This window comes from Photorhabdus sp. CRCIA-P01 (genome assembly GCF_003545805.1).
Classification (GTDB): domain Bacteria; phylum Pseudomonadota; class Gammaproteobacteria; order Enterobacterales; family Enterobacteriaceae; genus Photorhabdus; species Photorhabdus antumapuensis.
Map to the genome: position 1 here is coordinate 1 of NZ_NMQR01000159.1, position 1,592 is coordinate 1,592.

Below are 1,592 nucleotides of genomic sequence, written 5' to 3' on the forward strand. Positions count from 1 at the left end.
AGTGGAAGCCTGTAGCTTCCCGATGACTGGAGGATCCACTCATGAAATCTGATTGGTATGGAAGCCTGTGGTGGGGCGCATTATTGGGCACGGGAACTGAGAAAACAGGGACATGAAGTCCGTTTGCTTCAGGCCCGGTTTGTCCGGGCATTCCGGATGGGTAATAAAAACGATGTTCAGGATGCACGAGCTATTTGGAGGGCGGTTCAACAACCGGGTAAATCGGTAGCTATCAAAAATGAAGAACAACAAGCCATCCTGTCATTACACCGGATGCGCTACCAATGAGTGAAATTCCGGACCGCCCAAATCAATGCATTACAGGGTTTGTTACTGGAGTTTGGTGAAACCGTGCATAAAGGGAGAACCGCTTTGGATAAAGCAATGCCCGAAGTGCTTGAGCGGCTAAGGGAAAAACGGGCACCTTTCCTGCTCAGTCTTCTTGAAGAGCAGTACCATCGCTTGAGCGAAATTGATGCGCAAATTGCGCAGGTGGAAGACCCGCTGAATGCGTGGGCAAAACAGCATGCTGATTGCCAACGAATTATGAAAATCCCCGGTGTCGGTGTTCTGATTGCCACGGCAGCCCTTGCCACGATGGGTGACCCTCACGCGTTCCGGTCAGGCAGAGAGTTTTCCGCTTATCTGGGTCTGGTGCCGAAGCAGACGGGAACAGGAGACCGGGTCAAGTTACTGGGCATTAGCAAGCGGGGGGATGTCTACATGAGAACCCTGTTTATTCACGGTGCAAGAGTGGCCGCCTTACTGACGAAAACCCCGCCGCCATGGGTGACGGAGCTGAAAAAACGCCGCCCGGTCTGTGTGGCGATTGTAGGAATGGCCAATAAGCTGGCTCGCACCGTTTGGGCATTGGTAGCCCATCAGCGGGAATACCAAAAAGATTACGTCAGTGTCAGGCCTGATTAAGGCGTTTCACTGGTCAACTTTAACATTTAACTATAAGGATGAATGCAGAAAGATTGCTGAGGCAATGATAATGATGACAGAAACAGGTAAGACCGTGACTGGCTAAACCTGATTTATGCTCTGAGCGTCAAGCTCGTTAGGAGAGTGAGGAGCCAGTCAGCGGATTACATTGAGGCCCGCAGCTCAGCTGCAATAAGGCTGATGTTATGAACTCCCGCTCCTCACGGCGTAAGATGGGAATTCATCAATAAAATCTAGCCAGTTTTGGGAGGATATTATGCTTAATCTCATCATCGGTCTTGATATTGCTAAAAATATTTTTCAAGTTTATGGGACCAACCACCGTGGCGTAGCCATTATTAAACGGAAGTTACGTCGAAATAGTGTGTTGAAGTTTTTTGCGACTCTAGAGCCAGCACTGATTGGGATCGAAGCCTGCCATAGTGCACATTATTGGGCACGGGAATTGACAAAGTTGGGGCACACGGTTCATTTGTTGCCAACCCAATACGTTAAACCTTTTGTTGTCGGCGGAAAAAATGATGCTAATGATGCTGCTGCGATCGGTATGGCAGTCACAAGACGSGATATTCACTGTGTCCCCATAAAAAGTGCAGAGCAGCAATCATTACAATCATTGCACCGAATACGGGAAGGGGCTATTC

1 protein-coding gene and 1 pseudogene are annotated in these 1,592 nt (G+C 49.1%); both read left to right on the forward strand.

The genetic code is table 11. From position 1 onward, the window contains the following. Window positions 1-48: 48 nt before the first annotated feature. Window positions 49-927, forward strand: a pseudogene (locus D3222_RS24480) (IS110 family transposase); the annotation flags it as partial. A 277-nt stretch (window positions 928-1,204) separates the two neighbouring features. Next, on the forward strand, window positions 1,205-1,592 hold a 388-nt coding region (locus tag D3222_RS24485; protein WP_157975446.1), incomplete at its 3' end, for an IS110 family transposase.